At 61.0% G+C, this 21,792-nt stretch carries 23 protein-coding genes and 2 pseudogenes; 16 read left to right on the top strand and 9 right to left on the bottom strand.

What is annotated here, in order from left to right; genetic code table 11:
* Positions 1-3 precede the first annotated feature (3 nt).
* The 5 genes and pseudogenes from ACVW1C_RS40695 to ACVW1C_RS40675 all read right to left on the bottom strand — a co-directional run bounded on the left by ACVW1C_RS40695 (position 4) and on the right by ACVW1C_RS40675 (position 4,246).
* Positions 4-1,302, bottom strand: coding sequence for a metallophosphoesterase family protein (locus tag ACVW1C_RS40695; RefSeq protein WP_245269306.1), 1,299 nt, complete (start codon positions 1,300-1,302; stop codon positions 4-6).
* 453 nt (positions 1,303-1,755) lie between these two features.
* On the bottom strand, positions 1,756-2,670 hold the full coding sequence (locus ACVW1C_RS40690; protein ID WP_028133130.1) for a nucleotidyl transferase AbiEii/AbiGii toxin family protein: 915 nt from the start codon (positions 2,668-2,670) through the stop codon (positions 1,756-1,758).
* Complete coding sequence (locus ACVW1C_RS40685; protein WP_028133131.1) at positions 2,667-3,404, bottom strand: type IV toxin-antitoxin system AbiEi family antitoxin domain-containing protein; 738 nt, start codon at positions 3,402-3,404, stop codon at positions 2,667-2,669. The genes ACVW1C_RS40690 and ACVW1C_RS40685 overlap by 4 nt, the downstream gene beginning before the upstream one ends.
* Positions 3,405-3,465: 61 nt before the next feature.
* Positions 3,466-3,667, bottom strand: a pseudogene (locus ACVW1C_RS40680) (hypothetical protein); the annotation flags it as partial.
* Positions 3,668-4,246, bottom strand: a complete 579-nt coding sequence (locus ACVW1C_RS40675) for a DUF1612 domain-containing protein (protein ID WP_249762023.1) — start codon at positions 4,244-4,246, stop codon at positions 3,668-3,670. It lies immediately after the preceding pseudogene.
* A gap of 40 nt (positions 4,247-4,286) precedes the next feature.
* On the opposite strand from ACVW1C_RS40675, the gene ACVW1C_RS40670 reads away from it, so the two are divergent.
* Positions 4,287-4,388 (top strand): DUF4326 domain-containing protein, encoded by a 102-nt coding sequence (locus ACVW1C_RS40670; protein WP_245269307.1) that lies wholly within the window; start codon positions 4,287-4,289, stop codon positions 4,386-4,388.
* A gap of 12 nt (positions 4,389-4,400) precedes the next feature.
* On the opposite strand, the gene ACVW1C_RS40665 is transcribed toward ACVW1C_RS40670, so the two are convergent.
* Positions 4,401-4,589, bottom strand: a complete 189-nt coding sequence (locus ACVW1C_RS40665; RefSeq protein ID WP_049819871.1) for a WGR domain-containing protein — start codon at positions 4,587-4,589, stop codon at positions 4,401-4,403.
* Between the two features lie 332 nt (positions 4,590-4,921).
* Here ACVW1C_RS40665 and ACVW1C_RS40660 point away from each other — a divergent pair, with 332 nt between their 5' ends.
* Complete coding sequence (locus ACVW1C_RS40660) at positions 4,922-5,638, top strand: hypothetical protein (protein WP_456763313.1); 717 nt, start codon at positions 4,922-4,924, stop codon at positions 5,636-5,638.
* Positions 5,639-5,763: 125 nt separating this feature from the next.
* Here ACVW1C_RS40660 and ACVW1C_RS40655 read toward each other — a convergent pair whose 3' ends face one another.
* Positions 5,764-6,948: an RHE_PE00001 family protein gene (locus ACVW1C_RS40655; RefSeq protein ID WP_049819873.1), complete on the bottom strand. Its 1,185-nt coding sequence runs from the start codon at positions 6,946-6,948 to the stop codon at positions 5,764-5,766.
* A 257-nt stretch (positions 6,949-7,205) separates the two neighbouring features.
* On the opposite strand from ACVW1C_RS40655, the gene ACVW1C_RS40650 reads away from it, so the two are divergent.
* Both ACVW1C_RS40650 and ACVW1C_RS40645 read left to right on the top strand, forming a co-directional pair.
* Positions 7,206-7,439, top strand: a complete 234-nt coding sequence (locus ACVW1C_RS40650) for a DUF433 domain-containing protein (protein ID WP_028133134.1) — start codon at positions 7,206-7,208, stop codon at positions 7,437-7,439.
* Complete coding sequence (locus tag ACVW1C_RS40645) at positions 7,439-7,633, top strand: DUF5615 family PIN-like protein (RefSeq protein ID WP_413815323.1); 195 nt, start codon at positions 7,439-7,441, stop codon at positions 7,631-7,633. Before ACVW1C_RS40650 ends, ACVW1C_RS40645 begins: the two co-directional genes overlap by 1 nt.
* 407 nt (positions 7,634-8,040) lie before the next feature.
* Here ACVW1C_RS40645 and ACVW1C_RS40640 read toward each other — a convergent pair whose 3' ends face one another.
* Entirely contained in the window at positions 8,041-8,313 is a 273-nt protein-coding gene (locus ACVW1C_RS40640; protein WP_028133135.1) for a type II toxin-antitoxin system VapB family antitoxin, read from the bottom strand.
* 140 nt (positions 8,314-8,453) lie between these two features.
* On the opposite strand from ACVW1C_RS40640, the gene ACVW1C_RS40635 reads away from it, so the two are divergent.
* The 11 genes and pseudogenes from ACVW1C_RS40635 to ACVW1C_RS40585 all read left to right on the top strand — a co-directional run bounded on the left by ACVW1C_RS40635 (position 8,454) and on the right by ACVW1C_RS40585 (position 20,097).
* The gene (locus ACVW1C_RS40635) at positions 8,454-9,542 is read left to right on the top strand and encodes a hypothetical protein (protein WP_028133136.1); all 1,089 of its coding nucleotides are present in this window, start codon (positions 8,454-8,456) and stop codon (positions 9,540-9,542) included.
* A 144-nt stretch (positions 9,543-9,686) separates the two neighbouring features.
* Positions 9,687-9,905: pseudogene (locus ACVW1C_RS40630) on the top strand (integrase); the annotation flags it as partial.
* Between the two features lie 540 nt (positions 9,906-10,445).
* Entirely contained in the window at positions 10,446-11,651 is a 1,206-nt protein-coding gene (gene repA, locus ACVW1C_RS40625; protein WP_049819874.1) for a plasmid partitioning protein RepA, read from the top strand.
* A 2-nt stretch (positions 11,652-11,653) separates the two neighbouring features.
* Positions 11,654-12,673, top strand: a complete 1,020-nt coding sequence (repB, locus tag ACVW1C_RS40620; protein WP_028133138.1) for a plasmid partitioning protein RepB — start codon at positions 11,654-11,656, stop codon at positions 12,671-12,673.
* Between the two features lie 216 nt (positions 12,674-12,889).
* A complete protein-coding gene (gene repC / locus ACVW1C_RS40615) occupies positions 12,890-14,122 on the top strand; it encodes a plasmid replication protein RepC (protein WP_028133139.1) in 1,233 nt (410 codons plus the stop codon).
* Positions 14,123-14,772: 650 nt separating this feature from the next.
* Positions 14,773-15,579 carry a ParA family protein gene (locus ACVW1C_RS40610; protein WP_245269309.1) on the top strand — a complete coding sequence of 269 codons (807 nt, stop codon included), beginning with the start codon at positions 14,773-14,775 and terminating at the stop codon, positions 15,577-15,579.
* Positions 15,569-16,555, top strand: a complete 987-nt coding sequence (locus ACVW1C_RS40605; RefSeq protein WP_049819875.1) for a ParB/RepB/Spo0J family partition protein — start codon at positions 15,569-15,571, stop codon at positions 16,553-16,555. The genes ACVW1C_RS40610 and ACVW1C_RS40605 overlap by 11 nt, the downstream gene beginning before the upstream one ends.
* Positions 16,556-16,970: 415 nt before the next feature.
* The gene (locus ACVW1C_RS40600; protein ID WP_049819876.1) at positions 16,971-17,489 is read left to right on the top strand and encodes a plasmid mobilization protein; all 519 of its coding nucleotides are present in this window, start codon (positions 16,971-16,973) and stop codon (positions 17,487-17,489) included.
* Entirely contained in the window at positions 17,486-18,559 is a 1,074-nt protein-coding gene (locus ACVW1C_RS40595; protein WP_028133146.1) for a relaxase/mobilization nuclease domain-containing protein, read from the top strand. Before ACVW1C_RS40600 ends, ACVW1C_RS40595 begins: the two co-directional genes overlap by 4 nt.
* A gap of 519 nt (positions 18,560-19,078) precedes the next feature.
* Positions 19,079-19,369 (top strand): hypothetical protein, encoded by a 291-nt coding sequence (locus ACVW1C_RS40590; RefSeq protein WP_155253177.1) that lies wholly within the window; start codon positions 19,079-19,081, stop codon positions 19,367-19,369.
* Between the two features lie 56 nt (positions 19,370-19,425).
* Positions 19,426-20,097, top strand: coding sequence for a hypothetical protein (locus ACVW1C_RS40585; RefSeq protein ID WP_155253178.1), 672 nt, complete (start codon positions 19,426-19,428; stop codon positions 20,095-20,097).
* Positions 20,098-20,138: 41 nt separating this feature from the next.
* On the opposite strand, the gene ACVW1C_RS40580 is transcribed toward ACVW1C_RS40585, so the two are convergent.
* Positions 20,139-20,615 carry a hypothetical protein gene (locus tag ACVW1C_RS40580; protein ID WP_454652785.1) on the bottom strand — a complete coding sequence of 159 codons (477 nt, stop codon included), beginning with the start codon at positions 20,613-20,615 and terminating at the stop codon, positions 20,139-20,141.
* Between the two features lie 178 nt (positions 20,616-20,793).
* On the opposite strand from ACVW1C_RS40580, the gene ACVW1C_RS40575 reads away from it, so the two are divergent.
* Positions 20,794-21,744, top strand: coding sequence for a restriction endonuclease (locus ACVW1C_RS40575; RefSeq protein ID WP_049819878.1), 951 nt, complete (start codon positions 20,794-20,796; stop codon positions 21,742-21,744).
* Positions 21,745-21,792: the final 48 nt, after the last annotated feature.

The following is a 21,792-nucleotide window of genomic DNA, read 5'->3' as shown; positions in this document are numbered from 1 at the left end:
GAGCTATGCGCCTCGTTCGGATGCATGGAGCTTTGCAAGAATATCGTCAGCGCCCTCTTGCGCGATAAGCGCGAGGCCAGCCTTGAAGGCTGTTTCGTCGACGCCAAGGCTGTCGCGGCATTCCTGTGGAAGGTGCGCTCGCAGTTCTTCGGCGACCGCCACGAGCTCCGTCTGAAACGCTTCCGACTGAAGCACGTCATCCACGATGAGGCGCCGCAATTCGGCGAGCGGGTCGGCGGTGGAGTTTGCACTCTCGTCTGGGGGACGGGTAGCCACTTCGAGTTTCTCGATCCAGCATGCACCGATGAGAGAGCCACGATCATCCGCCTCGGCTTTCAGAAGATCGAGATCGCGTCGAACCCGCCAAGACAATGGCGTGGCGCCGGTCAAGCGCAGTCGGGCGACGAAATGTTCGGAAACAACGGTTCCGCGCGCGCGTTCCAGCGCGTGCGTCATAGCGGTGATCAGATCGCGCCAGTCATCGAGGCCGGTGACGTCGACAGATATCCGTTCAAATTGCGCTATGCTGGTGAAGCGCTCTTCGATGTGGATCGAACGATCGTCTCGAATGGTGACAAGCGTCACCGACTTTGCGCCGGATTCATTGATGTCGCGCCCTTGCGGCATGCCCGGCATCACGACTGCACAGGTCCCTTCCACGACCGAGCGCTTATGGACATGGCCCAGGGCCCAATACTGGAAGCCGGTGGCTTGCAGATCAGCAAGGCTGCATGGCGCATATGGGTCGTGACCGGGAGCCCCGGCAAGACTCGTGTGCATGATGCCAATGTTCACGGCGCCCGCGACAGGAGACTTGAACTTTGCGATCAGGCTTTCGGGCGCGTGCGGTTGAGCAAAACTCAGGCCATGGATTGCGACTGGAAAGTCCTCCGCCGCCCGATCGACTGCCACGGCTTCAGCGCGGCCGCCAAAGACCTTTACCGAGTCTGGAAAAATCAACTCCTTGGTGATTCGCGAGAGCGCGTCATGATTGCCGCGAATGGCGAAGACGCGAATTCCAGCCTGATGCAGTCGCCGGATCTGTTCGGCCAGGAAACGGGCCGTTTTCATCGACGTCTGGTCACCATCATAAAGATCGCCGGCCAGCAACAGCGCGTCGACACGCTCTTCCAGGCACAGATCGACGATCCGGACGAAAGCCCGCCGCGTCGCGTTCCCAACTAAATTGGCAAGATCGGGATTGCGCAGGGCAAGCGAACGCAGCGGAGAGTCCAGATGGATGTCCGCGGCGTGAACGAAGCGATACAATGCGATGATCCCCTCCCCTGGCAACTCAATCAATTAGGCTTCCGCCCAAACAGCCAACGTCGTCAAAAATGGTTCGCCTCGGGGCGGCACAATCGCGACAGACTTGGGTTGTTATTCACATTCTACCGGAGACATGCAGCTGCCATTCGGCAGCATGACCCCGTTTGTCTCCCGCCTTTTAATTTCTCCGATCGCGCGCGCCGTGGCTTGCCGCGCTTCATCGATTAGCCTCCGCGTGTGGAGGCGATCAAATTCCTTAAGTACATGAAGGCCCCGTGAATAGCTTTTGATATGCGATTCGGGATTATCATTGAGATCAGCATCTTCCGCAATAGTTGAGATGCGCTCCGAATTCAACCAAAGTCTCAGAGCGCAGCTCGATATCCAGTGAAATGATCTGTGCCTGCGGGATGCATTGGTATGTCGTCATCTCCTCCGATAATTGTTACGTGTCATATCTGCCAGTCGAAGCTCGTCAGCCCGTAGTTACCCAATCAACCGCGCGAGCGCGTCAGATTGCTCAGTGAACTTTAGGGCGTTGGCCTTCCGAAGATGTTCCAGGTTCTGTAGCTTCCAGCGCGGGCCGGGGAGCTGCTCTAGGTGCGGCACATCTAGTAGCGACCATTCGGGCGCTGCAGCGACCAGCGAAAGCAGGAAGCGGCGCTCAACCGGGCTCAGACCTTGCTGCAGTTCGCGCATCATTCGCTCGCGCGCTGCCAAGAGCGTATCGAGCTCAATGGGTTCGGCGGTCATGCCCGAAAAATTGTGGTCGAACTCCTGGCGGATATCCCGCAGCGATGGAAACAGGACCTCGTGCACCGGCCGGTTATGGCTTGCGAGATAAACAATGAAAGCGCGGCGGATACCGGCGGTGATTCCCTCGTGTGCGAAAAGCTGCATGACGTCGAACAGATCGCGGGGATGCTGGCGGTCCATCGCCGCAACCAGCTTGCCGCCATACACATCTTCGAACGACACTACCGGGATTTCGAGATCCGCCTGCAGCGTATCGCGCGCAGTCTCTGTCAGCGACGCCATGCGCGCCGGATGGACGGTGCCGCGCATGACGAAGTTAACCTCGATCTTGACCTCGAGGCCGCCTCGCCGCGCCAGCAGCTTGGTCTCGCCGGAATCCGCCGCAGCCGGCGCATGGGTTTGGAAGCCTTGCTTCTGCAGGCGCGCGGCGGACTGGCGGATGGCCTCGTTGATGCGCCGCAGCGCCTGCTCGCGCGGTAGTGTGTGGTCGGCAAACACCAGATCGAGATCGACCGAGAGCCGCGGCATGTTGCGCACGAACAGGTTGATCGCCGTGCCGCCCTTGAGTGCGAACGTATCGTCGACGAGCACCAGCGGCGCCACGCGCGTCAGCAACCGTGCGGTGTCGAGGTAGATCTGGTTCATGGCTTCAACACCAGTAGCCCGTCAGCCGAACGGGATACCCACGGCCGGTCGCTACCCTTGGGCAACTGGGACGGGTCGAGCTTGTCGGCCCAGGGCTGAGAAAGCTCGCGACCGAGCTGCAGGCAAAGGCGCACGGTCTTGACGCTGGTGCAGCGCTTGAGGAGGTCGCGCAGCACGTCGGTACGCAGACTGTAAGTGCTCTCGACCAGCTCGCGCGCTTCCTGCAGCGGCTGTCGTATCCCGACCTCGCTCAGCACCTCCAGCAGTGCGCGTTCGGGCGCCGAGACGAGGGGGCCGTCCTTGCGGTTCTCGAAAGGCCGGGCATGAAACAGCGCACCGGGCTCTTCCTTGAATAGCCGCTTGCGGTGGTACTCGGCCGGGAAGCGCAGGGTAAACCACTCAGGGAGCCGCCCCGCTTTCCAGCCGTAGAGATGGAGGGCAGGCCGTTGGGATAGGTATTGGCGTATGCCGTGCCAGTCGAGCGCGGATTTGCCACCGACATGCAATCCTTCGAAGCTCCGCTGCAGCAAGACCAGGCTTGGGTGTAACGCCGGAGGATCGTTCGGCCGGCAGTAGACGCCGCGTGCGAGCCGTTGCAGCCAGCCGGCACGGACGTAGTGGACGGCAAGGTCGGCCGATATTCCGAGGGCGACGAGGTCATCGGAGGTCAGCGGCGTTCCGGGCGCTAGGTGGGTATAGAGCCTGTTTAGCTTGTCCCTGTGAGTCGTAGCCATGCTACGATAATATGAATAATTCCAAAATTTCGCAAGCTTGGATTTGGTGCAAAAATCGTAGTCAGGCTACGATAATGCTCATTATTCTAAGGGAACCAACGAATTTTAGGTCTCGACCGCCGGACATCGTGTTGGCGATAGAGACGAGAGTTGACCGCATTCCATGCAGGAGCCTGGACGGCGCTCGCGGCATGACGCAGAGCCTGAACGACGGTGCCGGTCGGACTGCCGGGAGCGATCAAGTGCTTGGGCGAAGCGAGCCGCTACTGCTCCAAATGCCCAGGCAACCGCGTCCTTGCTCGGAATGGGGCGTCTAAAGAATCCCCCAGGCCCTGTACCTTCCTCCCGGTCGCCTCGTGCAGCCCAAGTTCGGCGACGAGATCGTGGGCGGCACGGGACGTGATCCTGGGTTCGACCGCGATCATGCCGGCCGAGACGATCGGCCGGGTCAACACGTAGTCGACCAGTGCCGGCAGCTTTGAGGTGGCGCGGCCGCCGGCGAGTTTTCGCGTGAGCAGATTTTTCGTCATCAGCCAGCGGTCGTGGTCCTTGCCGCCGGCGGCGGCAGCAGCCGTGATCGCCTCGAGCTGCACGGCGAGCCGAGCTGCGGCGTCACGCGGCCGCCGGCGTTCGCGCGGGATGGCTTTGAGCCCGTCATGCAGGCAGGGAAGATGCCAGCGGGCCTTGCCGCGGCTGCGCAGCAGTGCCGCGGCGAGCAGCCGGCCGAGCCAGAGGGTGTGCTGAAGCGGTTCGATCGTGACCCAGGCGTCAGCCGCGAGTGCCGCCGCGAGCGTCGGCGGCAGTGTGCGGGATCGGGCGTGCCGTTCGCGCCCCCAGGTCATCGCGGAATATCGCGCGCGGATCGTCGCGCAGCCCAAACTGATGAATGCGCTCGACGAGCTGCGTGGCCGCGATCTCGTCTGCTGGTGCGCGCCGCTGGCTTGCCACGGCGACGTGTTGCGGGAGCTCGCGAACAAGATCTGACGACGCGGCGCCTCAGCAGTCGGCATATCCGCGGCGGCGCTTGCTGCGCTCGAGACGGCCCATCGCGCCGTCGGCCTCCTCCGGCTTGCCGAGGGTCTCGATCATGGATTGGCCGGCAGCTCCGATCCTGCCCCAATTGCGAACCAGCGTCGCCCCGCCGAACAGCGTCGGCTGGATCGACAGCGTATAGAACCGCCGCATGTTCAGCGTGGGATTGATGCGGCGAAGATGAAGCGGCTCTGTCCCAGTTCTGCATGAACGGATTCTCGCTTCCTTCGGAAGCGCCGTCTAATTGCTTTATTGAGTCGGTCCGCTCGATTTATTGTGCTGATAGCTCGGCCGCGCTAGGCCCCGGTCTCGCGGGCCCCATGTCGTGCGAGAGCTCTCCGAACGTCGTCCGCCCATGCTGCCTGGACACGAAGGGATTTGGGCGAGCCGCCTTTGGCGGACGGCTCTATTCGCTTCGCTCACGGAGCCCGCAAGCGGTCTCCGCCCTTCGGGTGACGATCCTCTCGCGACCCGCGGCGGCCGTCGTGCCCTACCTCTTTCTCTTTCTGACTTCCTATTCTGCACCCGCCACTGCGGCGTCAAGGACATCGCGGTCCCCCCAATTTTTTGCCGTCGCCAAGTGGGCGCCGTCAAAAAATCGGTTCCCCCGCTCGCCGGCTTCGCCGGTCGCTACGCGATCCCTGACCCCTCGCGGCTACGGTGCGGCCTCCTTTCGTCAGATCGAAAGGAGACACATCATGTCTGATATCGACCACCTCACGCTGTTCACGCAGTTCTGCGGCTTCAAGATCGTGGTTCTGGCCAATCGGCTCGGATGCGACAACGGTCTCGCGCGCATCGCTCACGACCGCCTCATTGCCAGGCTCGGTGATCTGATCAATTTGATGCGCGACGCACTGGCTGCGGAGCGCAACCTGCTGCTCGATGAATCCTCTCAGCAAAACCGGAACGCTGCCGAGGACCTCTACTGGATCGCCGAGGAATACGCGCATCGCTGGCTGTCGGATCGGCCGGTTCCGCTTCTCGACGACCTTACGATTGATCTGGCGACGCGGGAGGTCTTCGACGCCCACGCGAGGCGCTGGCGTCCTCTCGAGGACGGAGGTCCGTGGCTGCGCAATGTGAGGGACGCCGAACTCTGCGGACTGCGTCGAATCATTGACGAGATCGCAGCGGAGACCGGCGTGAGCTTCTCCGCTTGCCGCATCGTCTATGACGCATCCGATGGCGTGACGCTCTGAGATGCGAACGAGAGGCAGTTCCTGCCGCCTCTCGTCTTTGCTTTACACAGGCCTGGCAGCACCGATCCGATCGACTGGCCGGACCTGCCGGCGGTCGACGCCGCGATGCAAGTGCCGCTTTCCGCTCACAGAATTCCCCATGCTCGGTACCTTCCTCTGCCGGTCGCCTCGTGCAACCCGAGTTCGGCGACGAGATCGTGGGCGGCCCGGGAGGTGATCCCGAGTTCGGCCGCAATCATGCCGGCCGAGACGATCGGTCGGGTCAACACGTAGTTGATCAGCGCCGGCAGTTTTGAGGTGGCGCGGCGGCCGGCGAGTTTTCGCGAGAGCAGGTTTTTCGTCATCAGCCAGCGGTCGTGGTCCTTGCCACCAGCGTCGGCGGCAGCCGTGATCGCCTCAAGCTGCACGGCGAGCCGCGCCGCGGCGTCGCGCGGTCGCCGGCGTTCACGCGGGATCGCTTTGAGCCCCTCATGCAGGCAGGGAAGATGCCAACGGGTCTTGCCGCGGGCGCGCAGCAGGTTAGCGGCGAGCAGCCGGCCGAGCCAAAGTGTGTGCTGCAGCGGTTCGATCGTGACCCAGGCGTCAGCCGCGAGCGCGGCCGCGAGCGTCGGCGGCAGTGTGTGACTCTGGTGGACGATGGCGCGCCAGTCGTCGAGACGCTCGTCATCGTCCCAGTCCAGATCGTACACCAGTGAGTCCCGCTCGGATCGGACTTGGCTCGCGCTGGCGAGCATCCGCTCGGTCTTGGCATTCGCGGCATCGACCGCCGCGAAGGTGGCGGCCAGATGCGGATCGATCTCGATGATGCCGAGCGCGCCATCGAGATCCTCCTCGTTCTGGCCCCCGCCCCCATCGTGGTCCATCGCTGCGTCGCCTTCCTTCCGGTTACTCTTCCCCTCCTTGGCCTGCCCACCCCGGCCGCGCAGCTCGGCGAGGCCGCCCGCAGATAGTGCCCAGTCGGGTTTTTCCGCGGCGATGCGACGGCGGGTGCGCAGGACTGTATGGGCGCGGGTGAGCTCGTGGGTGGGGGCGCGGATGTCCATGCCTTCATCGTGAAGAACGAGATCTTCGAGGTGGACGAGCTCACCTTCCAGCCATAGACTGGCGCACGCATCGGTGAAGTGCGTCCGGCTGATCCACCCCTCGCGGATCGGGCTTTTGGCGAGGCGCTCGTCGAGCCGGGCGAGTGCGTCCTCGGCGGAGGCGAGCGGACCGGCGATAGAGGCCCAGGGTAGCGGATCTGGGATTTGGTAGCCGGATGGCAAGGTCTTGATAACCTTAACGGGAATCGTCGAAACGGAAGCTATCATAGAAGTAGCTTCCGTCATAGCGATGCGTGTTCCCGCCCCTTTTCGATAGTGATAGCGCGGAATCGCAAATCAGCGATTCTGGCCGCCAGAGGTCTGGAAATCGCATTCCCAGGGAGGACTAAGATCGACGAGAGGTCGCGTCCCCGCCCCTCCCCTGCGGAGGGCGCCTGTCCCTTTCCGGACGTCGCTGTTCTTCTCGAATGCCCGCTTGGCGCCGACTTATGATAGGCTGGCGTTGCGATGCCGAGGTGATACGCATGAACGAGTTTAGCCGAATTACGCAAGATCCCGCCGTGATGGGCGGGAAACCCTGCATACGTGGCCAGCGCGTCACCGTCGGCATGATCGTCGGCCAGATCGGCGCCGGCCGCAGCATCGATGCGCTGCTTGCCGACTATCCCTATCTCGCGCGCGAGGACGTGCTCGAGGCCTTGCGCTACGCCGCCTGGCGCGCCGAGGAGCGGGAGGTCGAACTGCAGCGCGCATCCTGATGCGATTCCTGATCGACATGAACCTGTCGCCGAGCTGGGTTCCTTTCCTCCAGAACGCGGGGTTCGAAGCGGCGCATTGGTCGGCGGTGGGTGCTGCGGACGCGTCCGATCGCACGACCTCGATTTTTCGACGATCCTCGCCGCGACGCAGCGCCGCAAGCCGAGCGTCATCCAGATTCGCGCCGATCTACTGACGCCAGTGGCGATCGGCAGCGCCGTGCTCCGCGCACTAAACCGAGCGCGAGCTCGCCGAAGGCGCCTTGGTCTCCATCGATCCCGACCGCGCGCGGGTGCGTATTCTCCCGCTCGGGTCGTAAATTTCACCGTTTATCGGCAGGGTCGGAAATCAACCCGCAAATCGGCGATTCCGGCGGCTAGGCGCCTGCAAATCGGCCCGCCCGGTCCCCGGATGGACGAGAGACCATGCCAGCCCAGCCCCCCTCGCCCCTTCCGCTGTCTTTTCGGTCGGCGCCGGCCGTCTGCGCAGGCGCGATCGTGGTCAGGCGTCGTCGAACGGACCGTCGCAAAATACCTTATCGGCAGCGCGCATTGCGGCGGGCACGCAGCTTCCGGCCAAAGTCGACACCAACATCGAGCAGAGTCACCCCGGCCTCGTCGAACTCGGCGTTGCATCATCCTCGTACAGGCTGTCGCGGAACGCCTTGTCGGCAGGTTTGCCGCTCTGCGGATCGGCCTTTGTCCTCAAATCGCGACAAAATTGGACGCCTAGGTCGACCAAGGACGGCCTGCGCTGCTCGCGCTCGAGTTCATGGGCGAGCGCCGTGTGCACGGCCTCGATCAGTCGGATTTTCTTCAGCCCGGCGACCCTGCGGGCCAGCGCGTCGGTCTCCGGATTCTTGATATGGAAGGCCATGAGGCGCTCCTTTAGCGCGTATCGTGTATCCTTATACAACATTCCGGATACATCTCGTGAAGGCCAGGGATTCTCGCCAAATCTGATGGAAAAGCTCATAAGGACTCGGCGGAGGCCTAAATTTTTATGGTTAACATTCTATGAGCGCCACCCCTCTTCGCATTCCCGATGCGGCCTCGATCGAGGCCGTTCTGGCAGGGCTCGATCCCGCCTCGGCCGACACGGATCTCATGCCCGCGCTCGCCGCGGCCTTTCCGAGCTTCGATTTCAGCCTGGCCCGCGTCGACGATGATTATTGGCGCGACACCCGGTCGGTCATTCGGCCCGACTGCACCCGAGCCGGGGAGCTGCGTCAGTGGATGACGGCCGAGCTCGCCAAAGATGGCGGGGATATCAAGGCGCTCTGGACGCGCCTGAAAGACATTGATCTGCAGATCACCGAGTGGCGCGGGACCAGCGCCTTCGTGTTCGCCCCAACCGGACCCGGGGCGGCCGATTATATCCAGATCGCACTTGGCCGAGAAATGGAGTGGCGCGCTCGTCCGATCGTCAATCCGGGCTATCGACCTTGGGGGGAAGAGGATCTGCTCGATCCCAGCTGGTCCCGCCAGTCCCTGCCCGAAACGGACCGCCTCGCCGGCCCGGTCTACCGCCTGCTCGACCGCGCCGGCGGCGCAGTCGTCCATATCCGCAGTTTCCTTGATCGCTGCAGTCGCGTCGAGCGCGACAAGCGGGAGGCCAAGCGGCCCGAGATGGAGCGGCGTGTGATCCGCGAAGTCGGGCCGCAGGGAACGCGCGAAACGCCATTCCTCGAGGCGGTCCCCGACTGGTTCGACTACGTGCCGCGGGAGGTGCGCTTCTTTCAAGACTGGGAGGGATCGAGTGCCCGCGCCCATCGCGTCTTTGAGCATTGGGCGCTCGATGTTCGTGATTATACCCACAAGGGCGAGCGCGAAGTCGGTTTCATCCCCCGGCCGCTGAAGCCCCCCAAGGAGCGGCTGCTCATGGCATCGGATGTTTCGGTGCATCTGCTGATGGATCGGATTGAGGCCGTGGACAGTGAGGTCGGCCTGTCCTTCGGCTGGTTCTTCTTGATGACCCATGGCCATTGGGTTGATCCCGACATCGGCATGGCGATTGCGCAAGGCCTGAAGGCGCAGCGCGTTCGCCTGCCCGATCCCGACGCTCGCGTGCTGCTGCACTGGGCGGATCGGACCTATGGCTTTTAGAGGAACTCCGGCCATAGACGACCTCACCTCGCGCGTACTCGTCTCGGATTCGGAAGCGCGGCGGGCGGGCCCTGCAGCTCGACGCGCTCTCGGCGGTCCTGCCGATGGAACGGCGCGACAGGCTTGCGGAGCTCCTGACCGACAAACCTGATCGTGAAGCACCGCTGCACGATGGCGGGGCTCGATGCGCGGGAGTTTTCCGCTCACGAACTGCGTGCGGGGTATTTGACCGAAGCAGCGCGACGGGGCGTTGCTTTGCCCGAGGCTATGCAGCAATCCCAACATCGCTCGGTGCAACAGGCGGCCAGCTACTACAATGAGGCTGAGCGCAGTCAGGGACGCGCCGCCCGCTTGGGAGTTTAGCGCAGGGCGCCGCTGAGTTGTCAGCGTACAACTCGCCAAGTGCCGCCTCCTCGCCTCTAGTCCAAAGCTTGCACTCGCAATCGGCAGAAAGCCGAATTTGTCGCGCGGATTAGGAATTTGTTTCCGAAAAGTGTCTATGTTGATAAGCGCGGGTTGTTCACAAATCGGCCTCGTTTATGATTCGACTCTGACGTTGCGGCGTTCGTCGGTCGCAGCAGGCCGCCTCCATTAGCGAGGCCCGATTGCGAAATCCGCGAGTCGGATCAGTCGGTTGCTTGCTCGCCGGCGCAATGCTTCGGTCCACTATGCGACGAACTGATTCGGGAAATGACTCCCGCCGTCGTTAAGTTGTCAGCAGTACAACTGCATATTTCCCGGACTGATTCATGTGCGACGACGCCGATTGGTCTCGCAACACTCGTAGCCGTTAACTTCTCGTTAACTCAATAGTCCTTGCGGCGTCGAAAGAATCGGGCATTACTCGGCATCAGCGCTTTTTGAGACCAACTGCTCAATAATCCGCAGATGCAGAGATCGGGAATGCCGACGTCGACTAAGATCCTAGAACATAATGTGCGAGATCTGCGGTCGCTGATCAATGCGGACGCGGCGGAGCTATCGGCGCGGTTACGTGCGCAACAGCTTCGCGACTTTCCGCCCGCGGCCCAAAAGACCATACGCCGCTTTTCGCCGGCGGAAGCCGCTCGCTTTATAGGCATCGCCGAGGGCTATCTTCGGCAACTCGTATCGGAAGGGAAGGGGCCGCCCGCGCCACCCAACACCCGTCGGAGCTATTCGATCGAAGAAATCGACGAGCTTCGCAGTGACCTCGATAGCACCGGTAAAGGGGCCCGTCGATACGTCCCACGCCGACGCGACGCCGAGGCGCTGCAGGTCATCTCAGTAATGAATTTCAAGGGCGGTAGCGGCAAAACCACCACGGCCGCACATCTCGCCCAATATCTTGCGTTCCGCGGCTACCGGGTCCTTGCAATCGATCTCGATCCGCAAGCGAGCCTCTCGACACTTTTTGGGCATCAACCCGAACTTGATGTCGGTGAGAATGAAACGATCTACGGCGCCATTCGCTATGACGCCGACCGCCGGGAAATGCCGGAGATCGTCCGCGGCACCTACATTCCGAACCTTCACATCGTTCCAGGACAGCTCGAACTCATGGAGTTTGAGCATGAGACACCCAAGGCGTTGATAGCACGAGAGAGCAACGACTCACTGTTTTTCGCTAGGATCGGCGAAGCTCTGGCCCAAGTCAGTGATGCCTATGACGTCGTCGTAATCGATTGCCCCCCGCAACTCGGTTTCCTTACGCTCTCCGCGCTATGCGCAGCGACCGCGGTCCTGATCACAGTGCATCCCCAGATGCTCGATGTGATGTCGATGTCTCAGTTCCTCAACATGACGGGGAGCCTTCTCGACGTTGTCGCGAACGCCGGTGGCGCCACCCAATATGATTGGATGCGCTATCTGGTCACTCGCTACGAGCCTAGTGATGGGCCACAGACGACAATGGTCGGTCTGATGCGCTCAATCTTCGGCTCGCGCGTGCTGACCCACCCAATGGTGAAGAGCACCGCGATCGCCGATGCCGGCCTCACCAAGCAGACCCTCTACGAGGTTGAGCGGCAGCAGTTCACCCGGGGCACCTATGATCGGGCCATCGAAGCGCTCGATCTTGTGAACGGGGAGATCGAAGGTCTGATCAAACAGGTCTGGGCTAGGAGCTGACCATGGCGCGCAAGATCAATTTCGATCCACCCGTGGTGGACGCCTCGGCGCAGCGAGCAGAAATGCACGAAGCAGCCCCGCAGCGCTCGCGACCTCTTCTCGGGCTCGAACGCCCGATCAAACAATCGAGCGCTCTCGGGGCAATATCGCAGTCGCTGGGCGGCATCTCCGAGAAGGTCAAGCGCGCGGAAGAAATCGAGCAGAAGCTCATCGAAGGCCAGGTCATCGTCGAACTCGACCCTGCGCTGATTGATAACTCCTTCGTGCCCGACCGCATGGAGGCTACCGAGGAGCAGAACGTCGCCTTCCGCGAGCTCATCCGTGAGCACGGGCAAAACGTCCCAATCCTGGTTCGTCCGAAGCCTAATGGCGCTGAGCGCTACGAAGTCGCATTCGGCCATCGCCGTCTGCGGGCGGCCCGCGAACTGGGCATAAAAGTGAGGGCAGTGGTTCGCTCCCTCACGGATGAACAACTCGTCATCGCGCAGGGCCAAGAGAACAGCGGCCGCACCGATCTGACCTTCATCGAGCGCGCGCGCTTCGCAGCGCGGCTCGAGGATCGGAAATTCTCCCGCGAGATCATCATGGCGTCGCTCAACGTCGACAAGGCTGCGCTCTCGCGCCTCATAGCGATTGCGACCAGAGTCCCGGCCCCGGTCATCGACGCCATCGGGCCCGCGCCAGCCTTCGGCCGCGTGCGCTGGCAAGAGCTAACCGACCTCTTGGAGCGAGAGAACAATCGTACCCGCGCACTTGAGATAGTCAAAGCTCCGACATTCAGAGCGTTGGACACCGACAAGCGCTTCGAGGCGCTTGCAGATGGCCTGCGCGAAAAGACGTCGCGCGCCCGCGCCGAAACGTGGGCCGCGAAGGATGGAACGCACGCCGCGAAGGTCTCGCGCGCCGGAAAGAAGCTTACTCTGATATTTGATGATCGCGTCGCTCCGAGGTTTGGCGACTTCGTCCGAGAGCGGTTGCAAGCCCTTTACGACGAATTCAAAGCCGCCGACCCACCGGCATGAACCGAACTTGCCTGGTCGGAATGAGCCGGCCGGATCAAGACCACCGCAACTACGTCGGAGAACCATAGGCAAAAGAAAAAGGCCCCCGTCACGTCGCCGTTCCGGAAGCCCCTTCTTTGTATTGGCATTCAAAGAATCGCACTTCCGCGAATCACTGTCAAGCGTTCTGGCGCCGTTTCGGCGAGCGAATTTTCTTTGCCCAGCTGAGGCAAAGACATGCAGTCACACTCCCCAACGACGCCCTTTGGGCGGCGGTCGTTGACGCTCGCCCATGTGGCAAGCCAGATGGTCGCAACCGAACGTCCTCCCGAAAAGATCGTGCACAAATGGAAGATCTTCCACGCCATCTGCACGGCACGGCCGCGCCTTGGGGTGTCGGAGCGCTCGCTCTCGGTGTTAAACGCGCTCCTGACCTTCCATCCTGAGACGGCGCTGACAGGGGAGGATGATCTGATCGTCTTCCCGTCGAACCATCAGCTCAGTCGTCGGGCGCACGGCATGCCGGCGTCGACGCTGCGGCGCCACCTCGCCGTGCTGGTCGACGCGGGACTGATCGTTCGGCGCGACAGTCCAAATGGCAAGCGCTATGCGCGGAAGGACGATGCCGGCGAAATCGAGCTCGCCTTCGGCTTCGATCTGTCACCGCTGGTCGTGCGCTCTGAGGAGTTCGAGAGCCTGGCGGCTGATATTGAAGCTGAGGCCCGCGCCCTTAAGGTGGTGCGTGAACGGATCACGCTGTGCCGGCGCGACATCGCGAAGATGATTGCAACTGGCATCGAGGAAGGCGTCCCGACACGACGGGCAGGGCAGGGGCCCGCCGATTGGCAGGAGGTGCATGCCGCCTTCCGCGCAATGGTCGCTCAGATTCCGCGCACCGCGACGCGCCAGGAGCTCGAGCCGATCGCCGACGAGTTGTCGCAACTTGCCGACGACGTGCTCAATCTTCTGGAAGCACACATCAAATCGAAGAATCCGAGCGCCAATGAGTCCCACTCTGAGCGCCACATACAGAATTCAAATCCAGATACCCCTATTGATCTTGAACCTAGCCTTCGAGAAGGCAGGGCGGCGAGAGCTGAGCCTAAACCTCAACCATCGCGAGTCGCCGAGAGTACGTATCCGTTGGGAATGGTCCTGAGTGCATGTCCGGACATTGTCGATTATGCGAAGGGCGGAATTTCGAACTGGCGCGATTTCCTCGCCACCGCGGCCGTTGTGCGATCGATGCTGGGGATCAGCCCGAGCGCTTGGGAGGAGGCGCAAACCGTGTTGGGTGAAACGCAAGCGGCGGTCGTCGTCGCCTGCATCTTGCAGCGTAGCGGCACCATACGATCAGCGGGCGGCTACTTGCGCGGGCTAACGCGGAAAGCGGAGGTTGGGGAATTTTCTCTTGGGCCGATCCTGATGTCGCAGATCAACTCTCGGCTCCACGAAAAGCTACGAGCGTGAGCGATGGGTAAGAGCCGGCTGGATTGGATTCCGGCTTGAGCGGGCGTAGCGATGTCGTTCGGCGCAAGCAGGCGACGTTGCCGATCTTACGGGGACCGGCGGAAGCGACGATCACGGGTCTTTCTCGGCTGGAGCCGTCGCTCCGGGCTGCATGACTTTTAGCCGTCGGCGGCGCGTCGACAATGGAGAGGAATCCGCTTGCGAGATTTATCCGGTAGCGGAGACCCGACTGGGATCCGCTCGAGCCATCGGCACAAAATTCGATGCTTTCAGTCTGGGGCGCGGAGCGGCTCTTGCCCTCGTCGAGGTTTGGTGGGCGTCGGCTTTGTTCGTCTTCCCAGGCGAGGTGGCGTCGCCTCAGAACGTGTTGGTTTGAACCAACACGGCTAGGGCATGCGCTTTGCTTTTGGTGTCTTGCGTCAACACCAGTATGCGCCAGTCCAATGGAGGCGAACTCATCTCGGCTGAGCGCCTCTTTCCAGCTGTGGCTCGGCCTACCTGACTCTTCTGGCAGGGGATTTTGTGCCTGGCTTTCAGGATTCTGCGGCACGCGCTGGTCCGCAGCGGGTGTTGGTTCAAACCAACACGGAGGATGAAGAGGCCGGTCTGATCAGGACCGGGCCGGTAGGCGAAGCACAATTCGGAGGAACATGGATGAAACGGGCGCAGGTGGTTTCATCAAGGACCACCCGGTGAATACGATCGTCATCAACAATCAAAAGGGCGGCGTCGGCAAAACGACGCTTGCCGTGCATCTGGCCTGGTTCATGGCGGAAGCTGGCCGCCGGGTTCTGATGATCGACGTTGATGCGCAGGGCAACGCTACCGACACGCTCAAGCAGCACACAGGGTCGATTTCGGCGGCCGATCTCTTCAAGCCTGCGACCCGGTTTGTCGCTGGTGAAAACCACGGCATCACGCTGGCGCCGGCCGACAGTTCCTTGACGGATATCGACCGCGGTAATGCTGCTGCCGTCATGACCCTGCAGCAGAATCTCGCGGACGTTGCCGACCGGTTCGATGTCTGCGTGATCGACACCCCGCCATCGCTTGGCCTTCGCAGCGTCGCCTGCCTGGTCGCCGCCTCGCATGTGTTGGCGCCGATTTACCTGGAAGATTATTCCGTAAAGGGCGTTAAAGGCCTGATGCAGACCGTGATCGGTGTGCAACGACGGTACGGTCGTCAGGACACGCGATTCCTCGGCCTGCTGCCGTCGAACTTCAACACCAAGTCGCCGCGTCAACGAGTGCATTTGGAGCAGTTGTTGCGCGAAGCCGGCAAGTACGTGTTCCCAGGCCAGATTGTTGCACGGGACGGCTATGCCGAAGCGGTTGCGGAACGGGTGCCGGTGTGGAGCTTGAAGCGTCGCTCGGCGCAAGAAGCAGGTCGGGAAATCCGCGCAGTTCTCGCCAAGATCGCAGAACGGCTCGATCAGGAGACCACGAATGGCGCTTGATCTCAGCTTCAGGGAACTCGTCGACGTCGCGGCAAACCCTGGCTCAGCAACCGGGCGGCCGCTCTTGGTCGCGATTGACTGTATTGACGAAGACCCCGATCAACCACGCCGCAACTTCAGCGAACCGGAACTGGAGGAGCTCTCCCAATCGATTGCCGGGCATGGCGTGCTGCAACCCATCGTGCTTCGCCGTTCTAATGAGGATGGACGCTACGTCATCGCCATGGGCGCGCGCCGGTACCGCGCGGCGCAGCGCGCGGGGTTGCGTGAAATGCCCGCATTCATTCAAGACGTCGCTTTACCCGACCGATACGCTCAGATGATCGAGAATATCCAGCGCGATGATTTGCGCGCGGCCGAGATCGCGAGGTTCATCGCTGACCGGTTGGACGCCGGCGATACTCAAGCGGAGATCTCGCGCAAGCTGGGCAAGCCAAGAGACTGGGTGTCGCGTTACGCGTCGGTTCAAAGCATGCCGGAATTCCTTCGGGCGCGACTTGAGGGCAGTTCGATTCGTGCTCTTTATGAACTCTACCAAGCCTGGCGCACGCACCCCGACGAGATCGAGCGGCTATGCGCGACGCAGGACAGCTTTACCGACGCACAGGCTCGGCAACTGGCCCGGGATGTGCGCGCGCACGGTGGTCGTGCCAATCCCCGGAACGAATTGCCTGCTCGACAACCTCGAGCCGAAAAATCCGATTTCCTCCCGGAAGCAGTGCTTCCACGCAACGCTGCGAAAGACCGAGAAGCAGCAACCGAGAATCAACCGCCAAAAACTCGCGTCGTTTCACAATCGAGGTCGGCAGCATCGCTGGCAATCAGGGTTCGGTATCAGAACCGAGCCGGACAGCTTGTTATCGATCGGCTCGCGACGCAGGGCTCCCGTCACGCTCTGGTGTTGGTTGATGGCGCGGACCACGAAGAAGAAGTTCCGGCGTCGGCGCTCACGATCGAGGAGATCCTGTCGAGATGAACTCGTTCGACACTTTCGCTGCCGCCGAGACAGACTATCGGCGTGTGCCGACGGAGCGACTTTCCCATCCAAAGGATGGCGCGTTAGCGCAGCAGCCGAAGGCCGAACGCGCTCCCCATAGCGCCGTAGAGAGGCCGCAGGCTGCTGGAAAGTCGCGGTCCACATCGCCGGTGTTAGTTAGTGCCTTCGTTTCCTTTGCCGGCGCATCGGTATTTGCGATACCTACTTCGCCAAGGGACCGCCGCGAGCGGAATGTGGCACAGAGGGCAGGGGCCCTCGATCGCTCCACAGCGGCGAGCGTTGAATGCAGAGAGTGTTGGTTTGAACCAACATCAAGGGGCAGATTTTTTTGCTCTCTAGTGCAGGATAGGCTTCGCGCCAGCGATGTATTACATCGTGATTGGGATTGGAGTGCATGGCTCTGATCTCGCTTCGCGTCTCGGACGAGGTCGCGGCGCAGTTCTCCGTTCTTGCAGCTACCCAGGGCGGAAAATCCGCGTTGCTGCGGCGTCTCATCGCTGATGCACTCGCTGCACCAGCGCCGCGCATCTTGGCGTTGCCGGTCGGACGGCCGGAGAAGGTGACGGTGCGATTTCGCGAGAGCGAGATGCGGCAGCTCGCTGAAGTTTCACATCAGCGCGGCATGACGCGAACCGGCTGGATTGTCGCGCTGGTGCGTTCACGGTTGGGGTCGCCTGTACAGCATTCCCCGAACGAGCATGAGGCGCTTCGTGCGATCGTGCGCGAGCTCAACCGGATCGGCGGCAACATCAACCAGATCGCGCGCGCTGCAAACACCAGCGTGCTGCAGGGCAGGGCGGTTGAGCCGGATCTATCCGCAATTCAAGAGGCTAAATTGGTCATTGAAACAGAGCTCGCGCGACTACGTAGTGCGCTGCACGGCAACGCGGATTATTGGGATGGACGGCGATGAGCCGGCGCTCGGCGCGGCCGACCGACCTCGTCTCCGAACTTCCGCCGATCTCGTATGTCTGGGAAACGCCCAATCGGCGCCCCCGGCGGGCGGAGTGGGATATCCCCGATCCGGCCGCTCCCGGCCGCCTTACGCCGGCGATGCGTGCAAAGCTCGAACGCATTGTGCGTCGAGCACCGGAGGTGATGGTCAAGATCACGGGCCGCACCAAGGGCGTGGCGCATCTCAAGTCGCACCTTGCATACATCACGCGAAACGGCGAGCTTGATGCGGAAACAGAGCAGGGGGCGACCCTAGCGGGTCGTTCCGGATTGAAAGATCTGCAGCAGCAATGGGAGGATGATGCCGGCCTCGACGATAAGCGACGCCGCGATGGGTCGCTTTCGATCAACATCATTCTGTCGATGCCGGCTGGCACAGATGCCGTGGCCGTCAAGGATTCAGCCCGGGCATTTGCCATCGAGACGTTCGGCGACAATCACGACTACGTCTTCGTCCAGCACCTCGATGACAAGCATCCCCACGTGCACTTGACGGTTCGCTCACTCGGCCACGACGGCAAGCGCCTCAACCCTCGCAAGGCGGATCTTCAGGCGTGGCGGGAGCGGTTTGCTGGCGAACTCCGGCTTCGCGGGATCGCGGCCGAGGCCACGCCGCGGCGAACCCGCGGACGGGTTCGAAAGGCCGACCGCGGGGCGGTCCTCGCTATGCGCAAGCGAAAGATCACACCCGATGTCGACCGGCTCGCCCGTAAGGAAGTGCTTTCGGAGGTCAGGGGCGGCAGGACTGCCAAACACGCTTGGGACGAACAGATTAAGTCACGTCAGGAGGCGATCCGGCGGCGTTATCTCGACTATGCCGCCGAGCTGCAGCGCTCCGGAGTGGCAGCGGATCACGAGTTAGCTCGTCAAGTTCGGCAATTCGTCAACGACATGCCTGCTGTCGAAACCCGACGTCATGAGCTGAAGAATGAGCTTGCGGAGCTCGCCAATATCCGGCGCCGAGACGCAAAGCAGGACGTTAGTGCCAAGCCGCGCGGTGAAGCGCGAGGTGATGAGCGGGCCAGATAATCGAGCCCGCGCCTGCGGCGGCTCCGGACCACCCTTCGAGGCACGCTAAGCTAACCCAAACCGAGACTCCCGAACCAGACAATCAAGCAAGGGCGCGCAGCGCTGGCGGCGTTGAAACCGACTGTCGAGAGCCTCAAGGCGAGTAAAGCAACGCCGCGATCCTGACCGTGGGTGGCTTTTTTTGTTACAGGACGCGTTGCCATTCGCTGATATCTTCTGGGATACCTAGCTTGGACGGGTCTCCGGCGGATGGCCAGAAACATGTGCCGTTAGCGAGAGCCTCTGCCGCCGATCCCGGCGAAGCGTGGTGCTCTAACTTTTCATCATCGAACACCAGATCGTAGCCCATCGAATTCGGGACAATCTGCGCCAACCCCGCGCGTGTTCTAAAGACCCACCTCGCCACTTCCGCGCTCTCCGCTTTCGAGCCCATCCCATCGCGTATTGACCGTTCGCCACGTTCTCATTACGTTCTCAGCAAGTCAAGGTTGATTTGACGCGTGTGGCGGGCGGACATTGTTGGCGATGGTTTCCTTGCTTATTGGCTTTGTTCTGAGCGTTACCGTGGCGGCATTGGTCGCAAGGTGCATCAATTCCAACGGTGGAGGTCGCGTTCGCGCCGTGATGCTTGGTGCCTTGGTTTCGACGGTGCTTTCTGTCCTTTCTGATTTTACCCTGGCTTACGCTCAGCAAGAATACGACCGTTCATTAGAAGCCGTCGTAAGCCGCGCTCTCGTCGCGGCCTTCATCGGCCTCGTGATCTCATTGTTTGTCACCTCGAAATCAGCAATTAGAGCAACGGCCGAATGAGATGGTGAATTGATTAGCTGGGAGGAGCCCTGAAGCACGGGGCCAGCGAGGGGCTGATGATATTCAGTTGGCTAAGGGGAAAGAAGAGCGAGCCGAGTCGAGGCGAGCTTTTCGCGCAGTCATTTGATTTGGACCTGCCAGTTCTGATTGATTTGATCGGAAGGCGACTTGCAAAGGAAGCCACAGCAGAACGGGCCATGCTGCTGGTCGCATTTAAGAACGCGCGGTCTGAACTGAAGATGTTCCGGCGGCTCAAGAAAGAAGAGAGGGCAGGCGTTCCGACCACTTACGCGGAATTTGGCAGGGCTACGGCTAAGTTGTTTGATAAGTATCCTCCGACGCAAGAAAGTGAGCCAGAAATCCCCAAGGCTGCGGAGTTGAAGCATCGGCGGCTATTTCATTTCTACAGAGCGAGCATGGTCGGCGCTATCTCTGAACGCGGGCACGAAACTAATCAGCAAATGCACGCAGTGGCCGAAGTGTGGGGCGAATATATAGCGAGTTCCGGACATCTGACTTCGATTGCCAAGCACTCCCGTCTCTGGTCCGAAGACGAACTTAGTTGGTGCGCCGCCGACTTCGACGACGAAATGCAAACCATAAACGTCGCTCTAACCGTCGTGCCGGGATTCCTTTGGCAACACGAAGAAATGCTCGCGATGGCTAAGAAGAGGTTTGGCCTGCACAGGACGACCTTTCTGACTCGAGGCCACGACAACGAGATATAGCGCGCAATGCTCGCCAAGCCAGCCAATGCCGTGCCCCAGACCTACTTGCAGGCGATCTCCAGTTCGTCAGTATCACGAAGGGCTTCGTCCTTTTCGTTTGCCTTGGCGCTCACAAACTTCATGCTCACCCGCGGCGGAACCGCGAAGTCTACGTCGAGATAGGCAGCACCGAGGCGCATCGTGCTTTGGATGCGTTTTGCCGTCGCGGCGCTTGTGATTAGGGCGGAGACCAACACCCCGCCGCCGGTCGCCCTCGCGGCAATAGCATTCACCTTCTGAATGTCAGTGTTTCCATTCGACTTCAGTCGAAGCCGAGCCTTTGGTGGAAGTGCCCAGGTGACCTTAAACGTCGTAACCTCATAGCCCATCTGTTCGAGTATTGGCAAAGCATCGCCGACCTGTTGCGTAAAAGTGTTGAATTCTGTCATCATCTTGCCAGTCGCGTCCGAAAAGTCTGGCAGCGAGAGATCAGGCATTGACGGCAGCGAAACGGACGGAAGTGAGGGCATGGCGGGCATCATGTCTCGCGCTGATTTAGTTATACTGTCGATCCGGCTAGGGGCCGAAGCGTCTTCCGAACTTGCGACAGTGGGAGCAACGATCAGCAGTAAAAGGGCGAATATAGCTCTCATATGATTCCCTTGGCCAAGGCATAGGGCTGATATAAATTTAGTCATACTACCTTAGGACGCGGCTATGTTCGACGCAATTACAGAAGGCATTAAGAAGTGGCTTGTGGGCCGATTTGCTTCAGCGATTAAACATACGACTCGGGCCGAGGATCGGGTGCTTGCCATTCAATGGCTAAGCGAGTCTCGCGCTGTCGTTGCTAGTGATCTTCGACCGATTGACAAATTTAGGAAGCTGAACTCGCTGATTTCCTCGCGAACCGCAATCGTGGCGATTGCGAAGAGCGTTTCTGAGGCCGTTTCAAATTACCGCAACTCGGACCTTCCGTTGCCGATGAAAATCGCTTTGCCCGCGACCTTGGCCGCCATTCCCTTGGTCGGGGGACACGCGGCGGGTATTGCGGCGTTCGGCGGTGCTCTTGGCGTTCCGGTTTTACTGCTCATCTTTCTCGGGGCGGCAGGCATCACTTCGATAATCGAGGCGGTCGTTACTAACCCAGAGGCGCGACCTCACATTGCTGAAATCATTGACGCCATAGTCGAAGATCAGCGTTTGCGGCGTACTAGCACACAAATGAAGACCGCGATGAAAGAGCAGCCGATGGACCCGACCCGCTTTTCTGTTCCGCCAGAGGAAGCGGCGTTGCGGGCTTGCCTACTCGGCATGGACCCGTTTCTATTCGAGCGCCATACGATGAGTTTCTTCGACGCTGCGGGTTTTGAGGCATGGGTAACGCGGAAGTCAAACGACTTTGGTGTTGATGGTTTTGCTATCCACCCTGAAGGGCTGATGATCGTCCAATGCAAGCGAAACGCGACCGAGAACAGGGTGGGTCGTCCGGCCATCCAACAATTCAAGGGAGTAATTGAAGAGCAGAACGCTCTGCGTGGTTATGTCGTCACGACATCCACCTTTACGGAGGAAGCTATTGAGTCCGCTCAACTGTCAGACAAGCTTATTTTAGTCGACATGCAGTCTCTCTTGGGTTGGCACGCTGAAGCTCCGACCTTCTCATGAAGGGCGCAGGACGGGCGGCTGTACGGATAAACCCGAACATCAAGCCAT

Source organism: Bradyrhizobium sp. USDA 4011, assembly GCF_054063415.1.
Note: the sequence above shows the minus strand (reverse complement) of the source record. Positions and strands in the feature narration are given on the sequence as shown.

Coding starts and splice junctions, on each gene's coding strand:
- ACVW1C_RS40610 (WP_245269309.1), top strand. CDS start 14,773: ATGGATGAAACGGGCGCAGGTGGTTTCATCAAGGACCACCCGGTGAAT.
- ACVW1C_RS40665 (WP_049819871.1), bottom strand. CDS start 4,589: ATGCGGCGGTTCTATACGCTGTCGATCCAGCCGACGCTGTTCGGCGGG.
- ACVW1C_RS40670 (WP_245269307.1), top strand. CDS start 4,287: ATGAATGCGCTCGACGAGCTGCGTGGCCGCGATCTCGTCTGCTGGTGC.
- ACVW1C_RS40605 (WP_049819875.1), top strand. CDS start 15,569: ATGGCGCTTGATCTCAGCTTCAGGGAACTCGTCGACGTCGCGGCAAAC.
- ACVW1C_RS40585 (WP_155253178.1), top strand. CDS start 19,426: ATGATATTCAGTTGGCTAAGGGGAAAGAAGAGCGAGCCGAGTCGAGGC.
- ACVW1C_RS40635 (WP_028133136.1), top strand. CDS start 8,454: ATGAGCGCCACCCCTCTTCGCATTCCCGATGCGGCCTCGATCGAGGCC.
- ACVW1C_RS40580 (WP_454652785.1), bottom strand. CDS start 20,615: ATGCCCGCCATGCCCTCACTTCCGTCCGTTTCGCTGCCGTCAATGCCT.
- repB (WP_028133138.1), top strand. CDS start 11,654: ATGGCGCGCAAGATCAATTTCGATCCACCCGTGGTGGACGCCTCGGCG.
- ACVW1C_RS40650 (WP_028133134.1), top strand. CDS start 7,206: ATGAACGAGTTTAGCCGAATTACGCAAGATCCCGCCGTGATGGGCGGG.
- ACVW1C_RS40595 (WP_028133146.1), top strand. CDS start 17,486: ATGAGCCGGCGCTCGGCGCGGCCGACCGACCTCGTCTCCGAACTTCCG.
- repA (WP_049819874.1), top strand. CDS start 10,446: ATGCCGACGTCGACTAAGATCCTAGAACATAATGTGCGAGATCTGCGG.
- ACVW1C_RS40645 (WP_413815323.1), top strand. CDS start 7,439: ATGCGATTCCTGATCGACATGAACCTGTCGCCGAGCTGGGTTCCTTTC.
- ACVW1C_RS40655 (WP_049819873.1), bottom strand. CDS start 6,948: ATGATAGCTTCCGTTTCGACGATTCCCGTTAAGGTTATCAAGACCTTG.
- ACVW1C_RS40685 (WP_028133131.1), bottom strand. CDS start 3,404: ATGGCTACGACTCACAGGGACAAGCTAAACAGGCTCTATACCCACCTA.
- ACVW1C_RS40640 (WP_028133135.1), bottom strand. CDS start 8,313: ATGGCCTTCCATATCAAGAATCCGGAGACCGACGCGCTGGCCCGCAGG.
- repC (WP_028133139.1), top strand. CDS start 12,890: ATGCAGTCACACTCCCCAACGACGCCCTTTGGGCGGCGGTCGTTGACG.
- ACVW1C_RS40675 (WP_249762023.1), bottom strand. CDS start 4,246: ATGACCTGGGGGCGCGAACGGCACGCCCGATCCCGCACACTGCCGCCG.
- ACVW1C_RS40575 (WP_049819878.1), top strand. CDS start 20,794: ATGTTCGACGCAATTACAGAAGGCATTAAGAAGTGGCTTGTGGGCCGA.
- ACVW1C_RS40690 (WP_028133130.1), bottom strand. CDS start 2,670: ATGAACCAGATCTACCTCGACACCGCACGGTTGCTGACGCGCGTGGCG.
- ACVW1C_RS40600 (WP_049819876.1), top strand. CDS start 16,971: ATGGCTCTGATCTCGCTTCGCGTCTCGGACGAGGTCGCGGCGCAGTTC.